This window comes from Mycobacterium sp. SP-6446, from assembly GCF_001954045.1.
GTDB lineage: Bacteria > Actinomycetota > Actinomycetes > Mycobacteriales > Mycobacteriaceae > Mycobacterium.
In genome coordinates, this window is sequence record NZ_MBEM01000181.1 from 32,683 (window position 1) to 50,754 (window position 18,072).

At 66.3% G+C, this 18,072-nt stretch carries 21 protein-coding genes; 6 read left to right on the forward strand and 15 right to left on the reverse strand.

Features of this window, described 5'->3' with window-relative positions; translation table 11 throughout:
• Nucleotides 1-148 precede the first annotated feature (148 nt).
• The 7 genes from A5736_RS16485 to lmeA all read right to left on the reverse strand — a co-directional run bounded on the left by A5736_RS16485 (nucleotide 149) and on the right by lmeA (nucleotide 4,114).
• Entirely contained in the window at nucleotides 149-814 is a 666-nt protein-coding gene (locus A5736_RS16485) for an FABP family protein (protein ID WP_076247393.1), read from the reverse strand.
• A gap of 151 nt (nucleotides 815-965) precedes the next feature.
• Nucleotides 966-1,268 carry a DUF1416 domain-containing protein gene (locus A5736_RS16490; protein ID WP_076064332.1) on the reverse strand — a complete coding sequence of 101 codons (303 nt, stop codon included), beginning with the start codon at nucleotides 1,266-1,268 and terminating at the stop codon, nucleotides 966-968.
• A gap of 1 nt (nucleotide 1,269) precedes the next feature.
• Entirely contained in the window at nucleotides 1,270-2,103 is an 834-nt protein-coding gene (locus tag A5736_RS16495) for a sulfurtransferase (RefSeq protein WP_076247395.1), read from the reverse strand.
• 35 nt (nucleotides 2,104-2,138) lie between these two features.
• Nucleotides 2,139-2,618, reverse strand: a complete 480-nt coding sequence (locus A5736_RS16500; protein ID WP_076122624.1) for a DUF4395 domain-containing protein — start codon at nucleotides 2,616-2,618, stop codon at nucleotides 2,139-2,141.
• Nucleotides 2,619-2,716: 98 nt separating this feature from the next.
• Nucleotides 2,717-2,830: an Ms5788A family Cys-rich leader peptide gene (locus A5736_RS27255; RefSeq protein ID WP_369805001.1), complete on the reverse strand. Its 114-nt coding sequence runs from the start codon at nucleotides 2,828-2,830 to the stop codon at nucleotides 2,717-2,719.
• 5 nt (nucleotides 2,831-2,835) lie between these two features.
• The gene (locus A5736_RS16505) at nucleotides 2,836-3,255 is read right to left on the reverse strand and encodes a thioredoxin family protein (protein ID WP_076247415.1); all 420 of its coding nucleotides are present in this window, start codon (nucleotides 3,253-3,255) and stop codon (nucleotides 2,836-2,838) included.
• Between the two features lie 49 nt (nucleotides 3,256-3,304).
• The gene (lmeA, locus tag A5736_RS16510; protein WP_076122623.1) at nucleotides 3,305-4,114 is read right to left on the reverse strand and encodes a mannan chain length control protein LmeA; all 810 of its coding nucleotides are present in this window, start codon (nucleotides 4,112-4,114) and stop codon (nucleotides 3,305-3,307) included.
• 204 nt (nucleotides 4,115-4,318) lie between these two features.
• On the opposite strand from lmeA, the gene A5736_RS16515 reads away from it, so the two are divergent.
• The 4 genes from A5736_RS16515 (at nucleotide 4,319) to pstB (ending at nucleotide 8,272) form a co-directional block, all read left to right on the forward strand.
• Nucleotides 4,319-5,089, forward strand: a complete 771-nt coding sequence (locus A5736_RS16515) for a response regulator transcription factor (RefSeq protein ID WP_139333364.1) — start codon at nucleotides 4,319-4,321, stop codon at nucleotides 5,087-5,089.
• A complete protein-coding gene (gene mshD / locus A5736_RS16520) occupies nucleotides 5,086-6,024 on the forward strand; it encodes a mycothiol synthase (RefSeq protein WP_076247396.1) in 939 nt (312 codons plus the stop codon). Before A5736_RS16515 ends, mshD begins: the two co-directional genes overlap by 4 nt.
• 173 nt (nucleotides 6,025-6,197) lie before the next feature.
• Nucleotides 6,198-7,316 (forward strand): phosphate ABC transporter substrate-binding protein PstS, encoded by a 1,119-nt coding sequence (gene pstS, locus A5736_RS16525; RefSeq protein ID WP_083667504.1) that lies wholly within the window; start codon nucleotides 6,198-6,200, stop codon nucleotides 7,314-7,316.
• Nucleotides 7,317-7,495: 179 nt separating this feature from the next.
• The gene (gene pstB, locus A5736_RS16530) at nucleotides 7,496-8,272 is read left to right on the forward strand and encodes a phosphate ABC transporter ATP-binding protein PstB (protein ID WP_076122619.1); all 777 of its coding nucleotides are present in this window, start codon (nucleotides 7,496-7,498) and stop codon (nucleotides 8,270-8,272) included.
• Here the strand turns inward: pstB and phoU are convergent.
• The 5 genes from phoU to A5736_RS16555 all read right to left on the reverse strand — a co-directional run bounded on the left by phoU (nucleotide 8,248) and on the right by A5736_RS16555 (nucleotide 14,098).
• Nucleotides 8,248-8,937: a phosphate signaling complex protein PhoU gene (phoU, locus tag A5736_RS16535; protein WP_076247399.1), complete on the reverse strand. Its 690-nt coding sequence runs from the start codon at nucleotides 8,935-8,937 to the stop codon at nucleotides 8,248-8,250. The genes pstB and phoU overlap by 25 nt on opposite strands.
• Before the next feature lie 57 nt (nucleotides 8,938-8,994).
• On the reverse strand, nucleotides 8,995-11,049 hold the full coding sequence (locus A5736_RS16540) for an LCP family protein (RefSeq protein WP_076122617.1): 2,055 nt from the start codon (nucleotides 11,047-11,049) through the stop codon (nucleotides 8,995-8,997).
• Between the two features lie 153 nt (nucleotides 11,050-11,202).
• Nucleotides 11,203-12,336 carry a tRNA dihydrouridine synthase DusB gene (gene dusB / locus A5736_RS16545; RefSeq protein ID WP_076247401.1) on the reverse strand — a complete coding sequence of 378 codons (1,134 nt, stop codon included), beginning with the start codon at nucleotides 12,334-12,336 and terminating at the stop codon, nucleotides 11,203-11,205.
• A gap of 7 nt (nucleotides 12,337-12,343) precedes the next feature.
• Nucleotides 12,344-13,366, reverse strand: a complete 1,023-nt coding sequence (locus A5736_RS16550) for an acyl-ACP desaturase (protein WP_076122615.1) — start codon at nucleotides 13,364-13,366, stop codon at nucleotides 12,344-12,346.
• Between the two features lie 117 nt (nucleotides 13,367-13,483).
• Nucleotides 13,484-14,098, reverse strand: a complete 615-nt coding sequence (locus A5736_RS16555; RefSeq protein ID WP_139333365.1) for a TetR/AcrR family transcriptional regulator — start codon at nucleotides 14,096-14,098, stop codon at nucleotides 13,484-13,486.
• Between the two features lie 69 nt (nucleotides 14,099-14,167).
• Here A5736_RS16555 and A5736_RS16560 point away from each other — a divergent pair, with 69 nt between their 5' ends.
• A complete protein-coding gene (locus A5736_RS16560; protein ID WP_076247403.1) occupies nucleotides 14,168-15,193 on the forward strand; it encodes an oxygenase MpaB family protein in 1,026 nt (341 codons plus the stop codon).
• On the opposite strand, the gene A5736_RS16565 is transcribed toward A5736_RS16560, so the two are convergent.
• Complete coding sequence (locus A5736_RS16565; RefSeq protein ID WP_076247404.1) at nucleotides 15,172-15,570, reverse strand: metalloregulator ArsR/SmtB family transcription factor; 399 nt, start codon at nucleotides 15,568-15,570, stop codon at nucleotides 15,172-15,174. The two genes, A5736_RS16560 and A5736_RS16565, sit on opposite strands and share 22 nt — an antisense overlap.
• 34 nt (nucleotides 15,571-15,604) lie before the next feature.
• Nucleotides 15,605-16,102 carry a nucleoside deaminase gene (locus A5736_RS16570; protein ID WP_076122612.1) on the reverse strand — a complete coding sequence of 166 codons (498 nt, stop codon included), beginning with the start codon at nucleotides 16,100-16,102 and terminating at the stop codon, nucleotides 15,605-15,607.
• Between the two features lie 88 nt (nucleotides 16,103-16,190).
• Between A5736_RS16570 and A5736_RS16575 the strand changes: the two genes are divergently transcribed.
• The gene (locus A5736_RS16575; protein WP_076247406.1) at nucleotides 16,191-17,090 is read left to right on the forward strand and encodes an SAM-dependent methyltransferase; all 900 of its coding nucleotides are present in this window, start codon (nucleotides 16,191-16,193) and stop codon (nucleotides 17,088-17,090) included.
• Nucleotides 17,091-17,093: 3 nt separating this feature from the next.
• Here the strand turns inward: A5736_RS16575 and A5736_RS16580 are convergent, their stop codons facing one another.
• Complete coding sequence (locus A5736_RS16580) at nucleotides 17,094-17,903, reverse strand: TIGR04255 family protein (RefSeq protein ID WP_076247407.1); 810 nt, start codon at nucleotides 17,901-17,903, stop codon at nucleotides 17,094-17,096.
• Nucleotides 17,904-18,072 lie beyond the last annotated feature (169 nt).

Consider the following 18,072-nt stretch of genomic DNA (forward strand, 5'->3'; position numbering starts at 1 on the left):
TAGCGATCAACGCGCGCTGGCGAATTCCCCGTAGCCACCCGGCCCCCGAGCTTCCGGTCTGTCCAACCAGGAGCATCGCTCGGGGGCCGCTCCATGTCAGGACGCTGTCGGCTTAGCCGGCTGCGGAATCCACTGCCGCCAACCGCAATTACCCGGCGAACCGCGACAGCCGCGCCGAAAGGTGTGGCACCAGACCGCCGTCGGCGTCCACGCGCTCCTCGACGTAGGCCAGATCGCCGCCCTCGACGATGCCGTAGAGGCGCTTGGCCCCGCCGACAAGAACGCCGGATCGGCTGCGGGCCAACGCGTCGGTCACCAGTTCCCACGACGACTGGGTGCGCGGACGCCCGTAGAACAGTTCGACGTAGCCGGCCGAATGGGCCAGCAGCAATTCGATGGCCTGGGACTCGCTCGGATCGTCGGGATCGTTGACGAAGCGCCAGAAGCCCGTCTCGCGCAGGCCGGGTTCCTGGTAGTCGCCGGCGTCATCGAGCCGCCAGGAGCGGGCTTCCCAATTCAGGTAGTCGCCGCCGTCGTGCGACACCACGATCTGCTGACCGAATCGGTAGTCGCCGTCGGCTCCACGGCCCTCGCCTTCGCCGCGCCACACGCCGACGAGCGGCAGCAGTGCCAGCAGCGTGTCATTGAGGTTGGCGCCTTCGCGCAGGTTGGCGGTATCGGCGGGGACGGGCAGGTCGTCGAAGGCGGGAATGTTGCGGGATGCGGTCACCTTGGCGCGTTCGGCAGCGGCGGCGACGGCACGATCGCCGGAACCCGCGGAACCGGCCGGTCCGTCAGGGGCCTCGGAGGTCACGACTCGTCAGTGATGAGCCGGTACAGCGTGTACAGCGCGAACCATGAGATGAACACCGTCATCCCGACCAGGATGATCTCGAAAAAGAGCACCACGGGGACAAGTCTATTCGTCCCCCGGCGTGCGGGCCGTCCCGGTCAGGGGGTCGCCGTCAGGCGACCTTGACGTCCACCTCGTGGATGCCCGCACCGGACGGCGTCACGACGGCGTCGCCGTTGCCAACCGCCGACAGCGCGCGCACCGTCCAGGAGCCCGGAGCGGCGAAGAACCGGAAGTCACCCGTGGCGGACGCGACCACCTCGGCCGTGAACTCGTCCGAAGAGTCCAGCAAGCGGACGAACGCACCACCGACGGCCTGGCCGTCGCGGTCAACGACGCGGCCGGTGATCACCGTTTCCTTCTCCAGGTCGACGCTCGCGGGCAATGTCAGCCCTTGCTTCGGTCCAGAGCACATATCAACTTCCCAACTCGATCGGGGCACCCACCAGGGAGCCGTATTCCGTCCAACTGCCGTCGTAGTTCTTAACGTTCTTGTGTCCCAGCAATTCCTGTAGCACGAACCAGGTGTGCGACGAACGCTCCCCGATTCGGCAGTACGCGATCGTTTCTTTTTTGCCGTCCAGCCCCGCGTCGGCGTAGAGCTTGGCCAGCTCCTCGTCGGACTTGAAGGTGCCGTCCTCGTTAGCGGCTTTGCTCCACGGGACGTTGATCGCGCCGGGGATGTGGCCCGGCCGCTGGCTCTGCTCCTGCGGCAGGTGCGCCGGCGCGAGGATCTTGCCGGAGAACTCGTCGGGCGAACGCACGTCGACGAGGTTCTTGGTGTTGATGGCGGCGATGACCTCGTCGCGGAAGGCTCTGATGCTGTTGTCCGGCGCGGCCGCGGTGTAGGAGGTCGCGGGTCTGCTGACGGTGTCGCTGGACAGCGGGCGCCGGTCGAGCTCCCACTTCTTGCGACCGCCGTCGAGCAGCTTGACCTTGTCGTGGCCGTAGAGCTTGAAGTACCAGTACGCGTAGGCGGCGAACCAATTGTTGTTGCCGCCGTAGAGGATCACGGTGTCGTCGTTGGAGATGCCGCGGTCGGAGAGCAGCTTGGAGAACTGCTGGGCGTCGACGAAGTCGCGCTTGACCGGGTCCTGCAAGTCGGTGCGCCAATCCAGCTTGATCGCGCCGGGGATGTGGCCGCCGTCGTAGGCGCTGGTGTCTTCGTCGACTTCGACGAAGACCACGTTCGCGGCGTCGAGATTGCTCTCGGCCCAGTCAGCGGAGACCAGGACGTCGGAGCGTGCCATGGTGGGGTTCCTTTCGGTTTCTTCTAACGAGGTGGTCAGCCGGGTTGCGCGGAACGGGCGGTCGGCCGGAAACGCGCAACGACGGGGTAGAGCTGGCAGCCAAGGCAGATGCCGAAGGCCGCGTTCAGGAAGGCGGCCACCAGAGCCGCCGCGGTGGCGATGACGCCCAGCAGCGGCGCGCCGCCGGCGAATCCGGCGACGCCGACGACCGCGAAGATCAGTCCGACAAGTTGGGCGAACTTCAGCGGCGGCACCGGTTCGCGCTCGGTCACCGGGCCCAGCCTGGGCGCCACGACGGCGGCGAATACCCGCCCATAGGGATGACGGCGCGGCCCGCCCGCGGCACCGACGGCAAAAACCACGGCCTGCAGAGCCAGGATGAGCGCGGCCGCCCCCGCGCTGACCGCCGAGACGATCAGCGTGAAGACCAGGACCGCGGTCGTGACCCAGGCGGCGAACCTGGGCCCGCGGACGTCAACGCGGTCCGGTTGGGTGCTGGTGTTGCTGCTTGACACGAACGACTCCTAGGTACGCCTATTGCACGGAAACGGTGGAGGCATGCCACGGTAGGGCTCCGGGCTGCTCCGAGAGCTACGCGGAAGGGCGCGGCTACTCAGCAGCTACAGCAACAACAACAACCCGCGATGCGGCACAGATCGACTGCGCGACGCTTGGTGAGCATGGGCTCGAGGCGGGCTGACACGTCGGCAAGCTTACCCAATGACATGGTGATCAAGCCAACAGCGGTTCGAGTGCCGATCGCAGCTCGGCGGCCTTCGGCACGCCCGACGCCCGGTATCGCTGTCGCCCGTCGATGTCGAAGATCAACGTGGTGGGCAGCGACAGAACCGAAAATCGGCTGGCTGCCTGCGGATTGGCATCCAAATCAACCTCGACGTGGGCTATGAACCCCAGGTCGCCGAGGTCATCGCAGACCTGGTCGACCACCCGGCGCACCCGATCACAAGGCCCGCACCACGGCGCGCTGAAGTGCACGACGGTCGGTCCGTCGTGCGAAAGCCTAAGGTCAGCGGCGTCCACGCCGGCGTCCGAGTGAACTTCGCGGATGTTTCCGGAGCGCCGGGTAAGCAACCATCCCGCAAGGGTTGCCGCCAGGACCGCCGCCACGATCGCGACGATGACGGTGTTCATGTGCGCCACTCCTCCTCATCGCTGCGCTCTGCATCGTCGTCGGCGCAATTCATGACTGTTTGAACCCGTCGAGGCTGACCGTTACTCCCCGGGTGACGCCCTCGATGATGACGTCGGAGCCGCGTGCGCCTTCGCTGGTGGGTGCGACGCCGAACGGAAGCCGTTGGTTGGGCAGCCTGGTGTTGAAGGCGCGCAGTACCGCGTCCCGCTTGTCGTCCGGCACGGCTTGGTCGGCGGTATCGGGCCCGGTTAGGACGCCGGTCGGGGTGATCAGCAGCGTCGCCTGGTCGTCGGGGGCGATGGAAAGGTCCACCGAAACGCTGACCCGGTGCTCGAAGCCGGCCGAATGTGGCGTGCCGCTGAACACCAGGCCGTGGCTGTCGGAGATGCCCGACGCGGTGACGCCGCCGGTGGCGGTGTTGGTTTCCTTGGGTGGCGCCTCGACCATCAGGTCGCTGATGCCCATGTACCGGCCCAGGTGCGTCGAGTCGATGATGATGCGGCTCTCCAGCCTGCCCACCGGGAGCTTCGCATCGGGCCTGATCAGCCATGACGCATGGGTCAGGTCGACCGAATACATCGTGGCTTCGAGGGTGGCCTTGCCGACCATCGCGTGGTCGACGGCGTTGGCCTTGATCTCGACCTGGTCGTAGTGATCGCGCATCGCCTGCGGAAGGAAGGGGAAAGCCAGGATCGCAACGAACGGGTCAGACCCCAGATTCGCCGCTTTGCGCACGTTGGACGACAGCCGGTATTCGGCGTAGATGCTGGCCCCGTAGTCGACGCCGACGGCCCCGATGGCGATCACGGCTACCGCGGCGGCCGCGATCATCCAGATCAGCACCCTGCGCATCCGCATATTGTGGCCTGTCCATCGGCGGCCCGCGCACGGCGCCGGGCGTGACCGCTCACGCTGCGGCCAGAGCGCTTCGTCACACTCCGCTCCGAAGGGCTTCGTCGCCGGGCCAACTGCCTGGTTGCACGTTATCGTTAGATGTCCTGGCCACTAACGCCGCGTTGCGTTACCGATTTGGGAGATGCCTTTCCCACGAGCTGGAGGGGCTTGTTGGAGCTTTTACTGCTGACCTCGGAGCTGCATCCCGACCCGGTCCTGCCGTCGTTGTCGCTGCTGCCGCATACCGTCCGGACGGCGCCGCCAGAACCGTCCTCATTGTTGGAGGCCGGAACCGCGGACGCCGTGCTCGTCGACGCGCGCACGGACCTGTCGTCGGCGCGCGGCCTGTGCCGTTTGCTGAGCACGGCCGGCCGGTCGGTCCCGGTCCTGGCGGTCGTCAGCGAGGGCGGCCTGGTGGCGGTCAGCGCCGACTGGGGGTTGGACGAAATCCTGCTGCCCAGCACCGGGCCGGCCGAGATCGACGCCAGACTGCGACTGGTCATCGGCCGCCGCGGCGGGCTGGCCGACCAGGAAAGCGCCGGCAAGGTCAGCCTCGGCGAGCTGGTGATCGACGAAGGCACCTATACCGCGCGATTGCGCGGGCGTCCCCTTGATCTGACCTACAAAGAGTTCGAGTTGCTGAAGTACCTGGCCCAGCACGCCGGCCGGGTGTTCACCCGGGCACAACTGCTGCACGAGGTGTGGGGCTACGACTTCTTCGGTGGCACCCGGACCGTCGATGTGCACGTGCGGCGACTGCGGGCCAAACTCGGCCCCGAGTATGAGGCGTTGATCGGCACGGTTCGCAACGTGGGTTACAAGGCCGTCCGGCCGGCGCGCGGGCGGGCGCCGGTTGCCGAACCCGAGGAGACCGAAGAGGCCCAGCCCGACACAGACGGCCTGGGGAACCCGCTGGGCGACCCGCTACACACTCAGTGACGTCGTCGGACCGCGAGCCCGAATGGCGCTCCGCCCTGACCCCCGACGAGCAGCACGGCGTGCGCGAACTTGTCTCGGCGGCAACCGAATTCGACGGTGTCGCACCCGTCGGCGAACAGGTGCTGCGAGATCTCGGCCACGATCGCACCGACCACCTGCTGGTAACCGGTCCGGACACCGGCGCCGCGATCCTCGGCTACCTCAACCTCAGCCCGCCACGCGATAGCGGCGCGGGGATGGCCGAGCTGGTTGTGCATCCGCAGGCCCGCCGGCGCGGAATCGGCGCGGCGCTGGCACGCGCGGCGCTGGCCAAAACCGCAGGGCGCAACCAGTTTTGGGCACACGGCACCCTCGAGCCCGCGCAGGCCACCGCTTCGGCGCTGGGTTTGGTCCCCGTCCGCGAACTCGTCCAAATGCGGCGCTCGCTACGCGATGTGCCCGACACCGTGGCCCCCGTGCCGGGGGTCAAGGTGCGCACCTACGCGGGCGCCGGCGACGACGCCGAGTTGCTGCGGGTCAACAACGCCGCGTTCGTCGAACATCCCGAGCAGGGTGGCTGGACCGAGGTCGAGCTGGCGGAGCGGCGCAGCGAACCCTGGTTCGACCCGTCGGGCCTGTTCCTGGCGTTCGCCGACGCCGCGAGTGAGCAGGCGGGCAGGCTGCTGGGCTTCCACTGGACCAAAGTGCACGTCGACCAGCCGGGTCTGGGCGAGGTGTACGTCCTGGGTGTCGACCCGTCCGCGCAGGGCCGCGGCCTGGGGCAGCTGTTGACGGCCATCGGTATCGAATCGCTGGCGCGCCGGCTCGCCGACTCGGCCGAACCAACGGTGATGCTGTACGTGGAGTCGGACAACCTCGCGGCGGTGCGGACCTACGAGCGCTCCGGTTTCACCACCTACAGCGTCGACACCGCCTACGCGCCGCGCGCCGGCTGACCGGAGGCGCAGGTACACGCCGCGCGGGCTCCGGACAATTCACTGCACGTTCACGCGCTCGCCACTCGTATGGGTGCCCTCGACGCATACCTTCGCGGTGACTTGGCAAACTTCCCTTGGGGGAGTGGCCGCTGGCGCCACAAGCATCCGCGATGCGCGAGAAAGCGAGATCGGTGAGGCTCGACAGGGTGGGGAGGACGCTGGCGGCCGCGATGTTGACGATGCTGGTCGGTGGCGGGGCCCTGGCGGGCTGCGGCAGCGACGGCAACCGGGGCGCGTCGGCGGCCACGCCGGGACCGGCCGGCACGGCGGGGTGCGCCGGCAAGGACGGGCTGACCGCGGAAGGCTCGACCGCCCAGCAGCACGCGATGGAGTTGTTCAGCCAGGTGTGGGGCCGGTCCTGCCCGGGCAAGCGCGTGGCCTACAACCCGACCGGCTCGGGCGCCGGTCGAGAGCAGTTCATCGCCGGACACGTCGACTTCGCCGGAGCCGACTCCCCGCTGGTCGCCGATCAAATCGGCCCGGCCGCCAAGCGTTGCGCCGGAAACCCGGCGTGGGATCTGCCGTTGGTGTTCGGGCCGGTTGCGCTGGTCTACAACCTGCCGGGCATCGGCGGGCTGGTCCTCAGTAGCGACGCGCTGGCGCGAATCTTCAGCGGCAGAATTTCGGCCTGGAACGACCCGATACTCGCAGCACTCAATCCGGGCGTCGCGCTGCCGGACACCAAGATCACACCGATCTATCGGTCGGATTCGTCGGGAACCACCGACAACGTGCAGAAATATCTGACGGCCACCGCGCCGCAGAGCTGGACTAGGGGCGTCGGCACGGACTTCCAGGGCGGTGTCGGCAGAGGTGCCTCGAAGTCGGGTGGCGTGACTCAGGCGGTCCTGGCCACGCCGGGCGCCATCGGATACGTCGAGAAGCGCTTCGCCGATCAGGTCCACCTGCCGTACGCCCGGATCGACACCGGCAACGGCGTGGTGGCGCTGAGCGCCGACACGGCACGCAACGCCGTCAACGCGGCCGGCTTCGTGACCGACGGCAACGACCTGGTGCTGGACCTGAATCCGATGTACGACGCGAAAGACGCGCACGCCTACCCGCTGGTGCTGGCCACCTACGAAATCGTGTGCTCGAAGGGCTACGATCCCGACACCGCCCGGGCGATCAAGTCGTTCCTCACCGTGGCCGCCAATGACGGTCAGGCCGGGCTCTCGGCGGCCGGCTATGTTCCGCTGCCCGATAAAGTCAAGGAGCGATTGGTCGCCGCGATCGACGCACTGCAGTAGGCCATGGGCTTAAGGAGCGCGAGCTGTGACGGGATCACAGTGACAACAACTCACCCGACGGGTTCGGGTGTGCTTGTCGCCGCGCCCTTTCCGGCGTCACTCGTCGGCCCGGTTGTGGGGTGCCGAGTTAACCCTCATTCTGATGATCGCGGGTATCGGGCCGTAGGCAGGAGTTGTTAGTGGCCAAGCGATTGGACCTGAAAGACGTCAACATCTACTACGGGACCTTTCACGCGGTCTCGGACGTGTCGTTGTCGATCCTGCCCCGCAGCGTCACCGCCTTCATCGGGCCGTCCGGCTGCGGCAAGACCACCGTGCTGCGCACGCTCAACCGCATGCATGAGGTGATCCCTGGCGCCCGGGTCGAGGGCAGCGTGCTGCTCGACGACGAAAACATCTATGCCGCGAATATCGACCCGGTGGGGGTTCGCCGCGCGATCGGGATGGTGTTCCAGCGGCCAAACCCATTCCCCGCCATGTCGATTCGGGACAACGTGGTGGCCGGCCTGAAGCTGCAGGGTGTACGCAATCGCAAGCTGCTCGACGAGACCGCCGAGTATTCACTGCGCGGCGCGAACCTGTGGGACGAGGTCAAGGACCGGATGGATCGGCCGGGCGGCGGGTTGTCCGGTGGCCAGCAGCAGCGCTTGTGCATCGCGCGGGCCATCGCCGTCCAACCCGACGTGTTGCTGATGGATGAGCCGTGCTCCTCGCTGGACCCGATCTCGACGATGGCTATCGAAGACCTGATCAGTGAGTTGAAGCAGGACTACACGATCGTCATCGTCACGCACAACATGCAGCAGGCCGCCCGGGTGAGCGATCAGACGGCGTTTTTCAACTTGGAAGCCGTAGGAAAGCCCGGCCGGCTGATCGAGATCGACGACACCGAGAAAATCTTCTCCAACCCCACTCAGAAAGCCACCGAGGACTACATCTCCGGCCGCTTCGGGTGATGTGCGGCGGACGCCGCGTCGTCCTCGGGGAATCTGCCGGTCGCCTGGAAGATGACGCGCCTGGCCACTTCGACCGCGTGGTCGGCGAAGCGTTCGTAGAACCGGCCCAGCAACGTCACGTCGACGGCGGCGGCCACGCCGTACTTCCATTCCCGGTCCATCAGCACCGAGAACAGGTGCCGGTGCAGGTCGTCCATGGCGTCGTCTTCTTCGCGGATCCGGGCCGCCTTCTCCGGGTCGCGGGACAACACCACCTCTTGGGCGCTATTGCCCAATTCGACTGCGACTCTGCCCATTTCGGCGAAGTAACCATTGACCTCTTCGGGCAGAGCGTGCTGGGGGTGGCGCCGACGGGTGATCTTGGCGACGTGTAAGGCCAGCGCGCCCATCCGGTCGATGTCGGCCACCATCTGAATCGCGCTCACGATAGATCTCAGGTCACCGGCGACCGGGGCCTGCAACGCCAGCAGCACGAAGGCGCTCTCCTCGGCGTGCGCGCTGAGCCTGGCGATCTTTTCGTGGTCGGAGATCACCTGCTCGGCCAGCACAAGGTCGGCCTGCAGTAGGGCCTGCGTTGCCCGCTCCATGGCGATCCCGGCCAGCCCGCACATCTCGCCGAGCCGCTCGGACAATTCCGCGAGCTGCTCATGGTAGGCGGTCCGCATGTCCTCAAGACTACGTTCTCGAGGCCGAAAAAGGCGGTTGACCGACGCGAGAAACGGTTAACCGCAGGTGGTGTCGGCGGCGTTGGTGACGCTCAGGTCGTCGGGCAGCTTGGTCGGTGCGCTGCCGGAACCGCGTTCTATCTGCATGCTGATCGGCGAACCGCTGGGTGCCGGAGTGCTCACCGAGTTGAAGTCGGGGCCGAGTACCACCTGGACGACCTGCCCGTAGCCGGAAACCCGCTGAACCTTTGCGTTGGCGAATGACGACGCCACCGCGGCCGCGGCCTGTTCGTTGCCGGGCGAGAACAACACCGTCGTCGCGTTCACCGAACTCGGGTAATCATCCGGCGTCATCACATTGAAGCCATCCCGCTTGAGCTGGGTGGTGGCGGTCGCGGCAAGACCGGTCCGCGCGGTCGCGTTGGACACCCGCACCGTGACGTCTTGCGGGGAGGCCGCCGTGACCTGCTGGCGTTGCGCCTCCGGAGCGGCGCTCGGGGGTGTCGTCTTCTTGGTGGTGGGCGCGGTCGTCGGGCCCGAAGTTTGGGAAGTCCCCAAATTCCTTGCGTTCTGGTCGTTTTCCTCCGGCAGCGGATCGTCGTTGATGATCGCATCGAAAAGCGCCCGCATATCGGCCATGCGCGGCGGCTCGTCGCCATTCTGGTCCGTGACGCCGGTCGGAACGGTGACAAACGTCATGTGTCCGGCCGCCATGCCCTGCAACGACTGACCCAGCTGGACCAGGTCCTTGGTCTGGACGTTGTCGACGTACGTGTCACCGATCACCATGTTGACGACGTTGTTGAGCTTGTTGAGATCGAGCAACGTGTCCTCAGAGATCAACGCACGCAGTAGCGACGACAAGAACAACTGCTGGCGTTTGATCCGGCCGTAGTCACCGTTGGTCTCGGTGGTGACCTGACGCGCCCGCACGTAGTTCAACGCCGTTGGGCCGTCGAGGACTTGACGTCCGCTGTGTTCCAAGACCGTGCCCAGTTCATAGTCGTGCAGCGGCGTGGTGGAGCACACCTCGACACCCCCAAGGGCATCGACCATCCGCGCGAAACCGGAAAAGTCGACGGCGATGAAACGGTTGATGTTCAAGCCGGACAGCTTCTGAATTTCCTTCACCAGACACTTGGGACCGCCGAAGGCGAACGCCGAGTTCAGCTTGGTCTCGGTGTAGATCATCTTGGGACCCCACGTCTTGGTCTTCGCGTCGAAGAGGGGTCCGTACTTGGCCGTGTTGGGATTCCAGGCCTCACATTGCATCGGGGTGATCGCCAGGTCGCGGGGGAACGACACCGCCACGACGCGTTTGCGGTTCGCCGGGATGTTGACGAGCATCACCGTGTCCGACCGTGCTCCGTCGGCGGCGTCGGTGTCGCCGGCGCCCATGTTGGCGTTGTCCCCGGCGCGTGAATCAACCCCGACGATCAAGAAGTTTTCGTCGCCGTACTGTCCACCGGGGTCGCGAATGTCGCCCGAGTCCGGGTCGAGCGCGCTGATCGTGTTGAGGCGGCTGTTCTTCGATGTGCTCCACTGCCACGCCCCGCCGGTGAGAACCAGCGCAAGGACGGCGAACAAGGCCGTCAGTGAGCGCCCGGCGAGCAGCAGCGGCCGCCGCCGCGATTTGGCTTTCCGCAACGGCGCCTCGGCGGCGTTGTCGGACTCATCGATGGGCGGGTCGTAGGGCTCATCGAGGTCGGCGAGTTCGGAGACGACGTCGAGCGAGTAGGCGGGGGTGTCGATGACCTGGGTGACCTGCAAAGCGTTAGGTATTTCCGGCTCGGCGGTGTCCGGGGCGAAGTGGTGGTGGCTGGGTCGCCTGCCGGCCGGGCCACCCACTTTGGCGATCAGGTCGGCGACGCTGACTCCGCCGGAGGTGTGGCAGCCGGCGGGCTCCTCGTCACCGGCTTCGGGCTCGACGGGGGGCCTGATGCCAGGCGCCGCGGACTCGATGAGCGAAGGCTCGGGCTGCCATCGGTGGGCGGCTTCGTTGAGCTCCGGCTCGGAGAACCGTTCCCACGGCGCGGGACGAAGGGTCGGTAGCGGGCCGGCGCTGGACGCGCGCCGACGGCCGGGAGTGGCGTCGTACTCGCCGTCACCCATGTCCTACCGGCCTCCGAATCCCTGATGCGGACGTCAGTGGTGTCCGTGTGCGCGCGTCAACCGGGTAACCCGATCCGCCGCAGAGCGCAATGCAACAAAGCCCACATCGTACTGAGTTATCCCGCGGGACGCGATTTCAAGAGTGCGCGGGATTCAGCCGCCGGAATGCATGACGTCCGCTCCGGCCGGCACGGTGCAGTCGTCCGGGTCGGTCAGCCACCCCTCGGGCAGGGCCACCCGGGCGGGTGAACCCTGCCGGCCCCGGGGCCCGGTCGCCGCGTCCGGGAAAGCGACGGTGCCGTCCAACCGGTCTAGCAGGGAGTCGAGTTCGGTCAGCGTGCTGACCATCGCCAGCGCGCGGCGCAGCTCCGATCCGGCGGGAAAGCCGTGCAGGTACCAGGCGATGTGCTTGCGGATGTCGCGCATGCCCTTGTCTTCGCCGAAGTGCGCGGCCAGCAGCTGCCCGTGCCGGCGGACGATGTCGGCGACCTCGCCCAGCGTGGGCGGGACGGGCGCGGGGCTGCCCGTGAACGCGGCCGACAGTTCGGCGAAAAGCCAGGGCCGGCCGAGGCAGCCGCGACCGATGACCACGCCGTCGCATCCGGTGCTGGCCATCATTGCCAGCGCGTCGCTGGCGTCGTAGATGTCGCCGTTGCCGAGCACCGGGATGGTCGTGACCTCCTGCTTGAGCAGCGCGATCTGTTCCCAATCCGCGGTGCCGGAGTAGCGTTGCGCCGCCGTGCGGGCGTGCAGCGCGACCGCCGCCGCGCCCTCGGCTTCGGCGATGCGACCGGCATCCAGGTGGGTGTGGTGGTCGTCGTCGATGCCGATGCGGAACTTGACGGTCACCGGGATCGCGGTGCCCTCGGTGGCGCGTACGGCCGCGGCGACGATCTGGCCGAACAGCCGCCGCTTGAAGGGCAGCGCCGCTCCGCCGCCGCGCTTGGTCACCTTGGGCACCGGGCAACCGAAGTTCATGTCGATGTGGTCGGCCAGGCCTTCGTCGGCGATCATTTTGGCAGCCGCATAAGTGGTGGCGGGGTCGACGGTGTAGAGCTGCAGCGAGCGCGGCGACTCGTCGGGGGAGAACGTCGTCATGTGCATCGTGACGGGGTGGCGCTCGACGAGCGCCCGCGCCGTCACCATTTCGCAGACGTACAGCCCGCTGACGGTGCCGGCCTTCGACCGCTCCAACTCGCGACACAACGTCCGGAATGCGACGTTGGTCACACCCGCCATCGGCGCCAGCACCACCGGGCTGGCGACCGCGATGGAACCGATGCGCACCGCTTGGTTACCGCCGGCTCATGGTCAGGGTGCCCGCGGTCTGGTGCAGCTCATACGCGGTCGTCTTCTTGCCGGTGCGGGCTTCCCGATCGAGCTGGCGCTGCTTGGACACCTCGAACTTGTCGCAGGTCGTCTCGAGTTCCTTGATCAGCAGGGCGAGATCGTCGCGCAACGCGGCGGCTTCACCGGTGAAATCCTCGCGCTCGAAGATCCGCCATTTCCTCAGCACCGGCATGACGACCTCGTCGAGGTGGATGCGCGGGTCGTACACGCCGCCGACGGCGATCATGACGGCCTTGCGCCGGAACTCGGGCACCTGGTAGCCGGGCATCTGGAAGTTGCGCAGCACCTTGTGCAGCGACTTCATCACCTGATTGGGCGCGATCTCAAACCCGGCCTCGGTGACGTCGCGGTAGAAGATCATGTGCAGGTTCTCGTCGGCCGAGATCTTGGCCAGCAGCTGGTCGGCGATGGTCTCGTTGCAGGCCTTACCGGTGTTGCGGTGCGAAATCCGGGTCGCCAGCTCCTGGAAGGTGACGTAGGTGATGGAATCGAAGAGGCTCTCGGCGAATAGATCTTCGCGAATCTGTTGGTTCTGGCCCGGGCTGAAACCGCGGTTCACCACCTCCATTCGCAGCTTCTCCAGCTCGATGGGGTCAACCGCGCGGGTCACCACGAGGTAGTCGCGCAGCGCAATCCCGTGCCGGTTCTCCTCGGCGGTCCACCGGTTGACCCATTGGCCCCAGGCGCCGTCCAAGCCGAAGTTCATCGCGATCTCGCGGTGATATGAGGGCAGGTTGTCCTCGGTCATCAGGTTCTGCACCATCGCCACCTGGGCGACGTCGGAGAGCTTGCTCTGCTCGGGGTGCCAGTCCTGCCCGCCGAGTGCATAGAAGTTCTTGCCGTCCGACCACGGGATGTAGTCGTGCGGGTTCCAGTCTTTGTGCTTGCTTTCGTGCCGGTTCAGGTATTTCTCGACGGCCGGTTCAAGTTCCTGCAACAGCTGTAGGTCGGTCAGCTCGGCTGACATGGTGCCTCCAGTTATCTGTGTCGGTTGGTAGCAGTCAATATATCTGTGTACTTCAGTAGCATCAAGTTGCCTCGCCGCACGTCAGGTCACGGTTCCATCCGCGCCCGGTGACAATCCCTACTCGGATTTCCCCAGCTCAGGCGTGGGGACAAAGGGGGCCGCGGTGTTGAACAACATGCTGACGCAGTAGTCGATGAATTCCTTCCGGGTGGCCCCAAGCTGCCCGTTCAGGTACGCGGTGAACAGGCTCGACAGGCCGCCGACCAGGCTGGTCGCGATCATTTTCTGCAACACGGGATCGCCGATTCGGGACAGTTTGCGTTGCAGCAGTTCGATGAAGTTGGGCATCCACTCCGCGCCCGACCGGGTCAGCACCGGCTCCACGGCCGGCGCCAGCAGCAACACGCGCCCGCGGACAGGATCGTCGACCATCAGCTCGACGAACTGCTCGACGGCTTCCCTGGGAGTCTTCGCCGACGTAAGTGTGCTCATCGCCCTCGTGCACACGTCGTCGTAGACCGCGCGCACGAATTCGTCACGGTCGGAAAAGCTTTCGTAGAAATAGCGCTCGGTGAGCGCGGCCTTGCGGCACACCGCACGGACGGTCAGCGCGGGCCCGCGCTCGCTGCCCAGCAACTGCACGCCGGCGTCGATGAGGTTGTCGCGGCGCAGGGCCAGGCGACTCTCCAGAGGGACGCCGGTCCAACGGCCCCGTCGTTGACTGGGCTCCACCTCGCTCCTAAGCTGAAAACTGACAACGCATGTAGTCAGAATCTCGGATAGCTAGCAGGGAATCCAACCGTGACTCAACATACGTCCGCGGCGTGCCCGCTGACCAGCGCCGCAGCCCCTAGCGAGTCGGCTGGGGTGGCCGGCGGGTGTCCGGTCTCGCCGCTCGGCTACGACGCGCCGCCCATTCCCCTCGGACCTGAATCTTTGACCTGGCGGTACTTCGGGGATTGGCGCGGCATGCTGCAGGGGCCGTGGGCGGGATCGATGCAAAACATGCACCCGCAGCTCGGCGCGGCCGTCATCGATCACTCGACGTTCTTCCGGGAACGGTGGCCCCGGCTGCTGCGGTCGTTGTACCCGATCGGCGGCGTGGTTTTCGACGGGGAACGTGCCCCGGTCACCGGCGGCGAGGTCCGCGATTACCACACCGCCATCAAGGGCGTCGACGATCGGGGCCGCCGCTACCACGCGTTGAACCCCGATGTCTTCTACTGGGCGCACGCCACCTTCTTTGTCGGCACTATTCATGTGGCCGAGCGGTTTTGTGGCGGCCTGACCGAGGCGCAAAAGCGCCAGCTGTTCGACGAACACATCGACTGGTATCGGATGTACGGCATGAGCATGCGACCGGTGCCGGCGTCCTGGGAGGAATTCCAGAACTACTGGGACCACATGTGCCGCAACGTATTGGAGAACAACGAGGCGGCACGTGCCGTGCTCGATCTGACCGCGCTACCCAAACCTCCCTTCGCCCAATGGGTTCCGGATTGGCTGTGGGCCGCGCAACGCAAATTGCTTTCGCCGTTCTTCGTCTGGCTCACCGTCGGACTTTACGATCCGCCAGTGCGTGAGCTGATGGGCTACCGCTGGTCGCGGCGCGATGAATGGCTGCACCGCCGCTTCGGCGACGTCGTTCGTCTCGTATTCGCCTTCGTGCCAAGCCGATTCCGAAAGCACCCGCGGGCGCGCGCCGGGTGGGACCGTGCCGCGGGGAGAATCCCATCCGACACGCCGTTGGTGCAGACCCCCGCGCGTAACCTGCCGCCGTTGGACGAGCGCGGCAACCCAAAGCACTACTGCCCCAAGGTCTCCTGACCTGACGGCGATTCGGCGACTGCCTTCAGGCCACCGTCGCCGCGGTGATGACGGGGGACCCCTGGACCGGCGTGCTCGGCGTTGAAGACGGCATCGATGACGAGCTGTCGGACGTGGTCGTTCTCCAGGCTGTAGAAGATGGTGGTGCCGTCCCGGCGGGTGCGTACGAGACGCGCCATCCGCAGCTTTGCGAGGTGCTGGGAAACCGACGGCGCAGGCTTGGCCACATGCTCGGCGAGCTCGTTGACCGACATCTCGCGATGCGTCAGCGACCAGAGCACCTGCACGCGAGTGGCGTCGGCCAGCATCCGGAAGACCTCAACCACCAGGCTGGCCTGGTCGTCAGGCAACCGGCCTTCGCCATTATCTGCATGCATACGCAGATAGTAGCGGGAAAGACAGTGTGCCGGCTCAGGCCGAAGGGACATTGAATTGGCGCCGCCCGCCGTTGCGCTCGCTCCACAATCGGTACACGTCCACAGCGTCGTCCCGGGGTTCGTAGCGCATCGGCAGGCGCCGTTGGTCCCAGCTCTTGGCGAATTCGTCGTAGAAGGACGAGACCTCGAAGTACTTGCGGTCGTCGAGGTAGTAGCGCTCGTACGACTCGCGGGTGATCAGGAAGACGACTTCTTTGGGAGAGCAGTAGTACAGCGAGCCCAGGCACATCGGGCACGGGTGGGCCATCACATAGATGGTGGCGTCGACGAGGTGCTCGGTGCCCAGCTTCATGCACGCCTCCCGGATGGCCAGGATTTCCGCATGGGCGGTCGGGTCATTGGTCTGCGCCACCTTGTTGGCGCTCTCGGCGAGAACCTGGCCGTCCTGGACGATCACCGTCGCGAAGGGCCGGCCGCCCTCGGCGACGTTTTGGCGGGCCAGGTCGATCGTGCGCTGGGCGAAGTCGGTCACAGCTCGGAGGGTAGTCGCGAGGGCCCCGGGAATCGGCCTGTGATACTAACTAGACTGTCTATATTTTTCGGTCGGGATGAGGGAACACATGGCGCGCGCCGATAGTGATCGCTGGGATCTTGCGACCAGCGTCGGGGCGACGGCCACCATGGTCGCCGCCCAGCGGGCGCTGTCTTCCGACGCGAAGTACATCGATGACCCGTACGCGGCCCCGTTGGTGCGCGCTGTCGGAATCGATGTCTACGTCCGATTGGTCAACGGCCAGATTCCGGTCGGCGGAGATTCCGAATTCGATCCACAGCGCATGGCTCGGGGGATGGCTTGCCGCACCCGGTTCTACGACCAATTCTTTCTCGATGCCGCGCGGGGTGGCGTTGGCCAGGCGGTGATCCTGGCGGCGGGTCTCGACGCGCGCGCCTACCGGCTGCCGTGGCCGGCGGGCACGGTGGTCTACGAGGTCGACATGCCCGAGGTGATCGAGTTCAAGACCCTGACGCTCGGCGATCTGGGCGCCGAGCCGAGCGCCGAGCGGCGCACCGTGGCCATCGATCTGCGCGACGACTGGGCCGCCGCGCTGCAGCAGGCGGGCTTCGACCCGCAGGCCCCCGCGGCGTGGAGTGCCGAAGGATTGCTGCTGTATTTGCCGGACGCGGCGCAGGATGCGCTGTTCGACAACGTCACCGCGCTGAGCGCCCCGGGCAGTCGGCTCGCATTTGAATTCGTGCCCGACACAGCGATTTTCGCCGACGAGCGGTGGCGCGCGCACCATGACCGGATGAGTGAACTGGGGTTCGAAATCGACTTCAACGATCTCGTCTATCACGGTTCGCGCAGCCACATCGTCGACCATCTGAACGAGCGGGGCTGGCAGACCTCGACCCGCACGGTCGCGGAGTTGCACGCGGCCAACGGTTTCACCTACCCCGACGACGACGTCGCGACGGCGTTCGCCGACGTGACCTACACCCGCGCGGTGCTCGCGCGCTGAGCCCTACGAACGAAGCGAGTCGTCCGGTGGGCGGCCGATGAGCATTTCCTGAAACACGGCGCGGGCCGGTTCGTACAGGCTGCGGAATGTCTCGAGCACCGTTTCCCGGTCGTATTCGGGAATCGAGCCGACGGCTGTCCAGAAGCTGTCGATGTCCAGCAGGAAAAACGGTCCGGGCTGGACCGGTATCGTCCGGCGCAGGTGGTAGTTCGGATCAAGCGCCTGACCCAAACCCGGGCCGTAGCGCACGATGATCGACTTGCCCGGTTGTGCCTCGCGATAGACCGCCGCACCTTGCCACTCGGTCAGTGTCAGGCCGCCGGGTGCGACCTGCTGGGGCCCCAGCAGCGGCGCGGCGATCCCGCTGGCCCAGTCGATGCGACCATCCGCGCCCACCGGGACGCGGGCCTCTAGGACATACCGCAGACCGATGCGTTCCACTCCCACGATCGACGAGACCTGTGAGCGGGCGTCGATGACCCGCATCGTGACGTCGACCAACGAGTCGAAGTCGGTGTAAGCGGTCGTCTCCACGACGAGTGCCTGGGTTTTCAACGAGGCGGCGAGCGTGTTGTCGCGGTTGACGTAGCGCGCGAAGCGCTCCGCGGTCGGAGTCGGACTGCCACCGGCACCCATCGCCCACGCCATGTCCTGGCCCTGGCGTTCGATCGGCAGGTATTCGAAGAGCAGGTTTTTCAGTTCTTTGCTCGACGATTCGGTGGGGGAATCCGTTGCCGGGTGACGGATTTCCAGCGTTACCAGGGCTACCGGGGCGTTGGGGGAGGCCGCGTCGCCGCTCATCCTGCGAAGCATAGCCAAGGCGTTCGTCGGATAGGGAGGGACAGGCCATCACCCGAAGCCAAAAATGTCGAGCAACAGCCCAGGTCACGCCACTCTCGGTGCCCCTGTTCAGTGTCGGTTGATGGTTGACGTTTCTGTGTCGGTTGATCCTTGACACTCGTGTTGTGGTTAGGCCTGTGCG